Origin of the sequence: Dysosmobacter sp. HCP28S3_G4 (assembly GCF_052065175.1) — a bacterium.
Taxonomy (GTDB): domain Bacteria; phylum Bacillota; class Clostridia; order Oscillospirales; family Oscillospiraceae; genus Oscillibacter.
In genome coordinates this window covers 1-714 of record NZ_JBQHUP010000111.1, presented here as the reverse complement: position 1 = coordinate 714, position 714 = coordinate 1, and the positions used below count along the sequence as shown (strand labels likewise).

1 protein-coding gene is annotated in these 714 nt (G+C 50.0%); it reads left to right on the top strand.

The features are described 5' to 3' along the window. Nucleotides 1–85 precede the first annotated feature (85 nt). The coding region (locus tag ACTNBU_RS12670; RefSeq protein WP_441034452.1) for an IS110 family transposase at nt 86–714 on the top strand (629 nt) is incomplete at its 3' end.

Here is a 714-nt window from a genome sequence, read left to right as displayed (position 1 = left end):
GCCAGACGGTTTATGTGGAACAAGGCTACAAAAGCAAAGTGTTCTGTGGAACAGCATCACAAATTTACCGTTGGAGGTTTTTGAAATGGTCGTTTCCGTTGGTATCGATGTGGCAAAGGACAAGCACGACTGCTTTATCCACAGTTCTGAGGGCGAAGTCCTGGCGGATGTGTTCACCATCTCTAACAATATGGATGGCTTCCATACGCTGCTGGAGAAGATTCAGGCCTGTACCGCACCTCAGGACAAAATAAGAGTAGGGCTTGAGGCAACCGGGCATTACAGCTACAATCTGCTGGGGTTTCTTTTGGACAATGGTCTGGCCACCTATGTCTTGAATCCCTTACGCACAAATCTCTACCGAAAAAGTCTCAGCCTCAGAAAGACCAAAACCGATCGGGTAGATGCACGAACGATTGCGGCTATGCTGTTATCCGATGCAGGCCTCAAACCCTACACGGATACAGCATACCACAATGAGGAACTAAAGTCACTCACCAGATACCGTTTTGACAAGGTAAAGGAGCGCGCCAAGCTGAAAACCTCGGTTTCCAGACTGGTCTGCATTCTGTTTCCCGAGTTGGAAAAGCTGGTTCCAACGCTCCACATGGCCTCTGTCTATGCCCTGCTGGAGGAGTTTCCGGGAGCCAAACAGGTTGCCGGAGCACACCTGACAAGCCTCAAATCTCTTTTGGAGAAGGCCTCTAAGGGCCG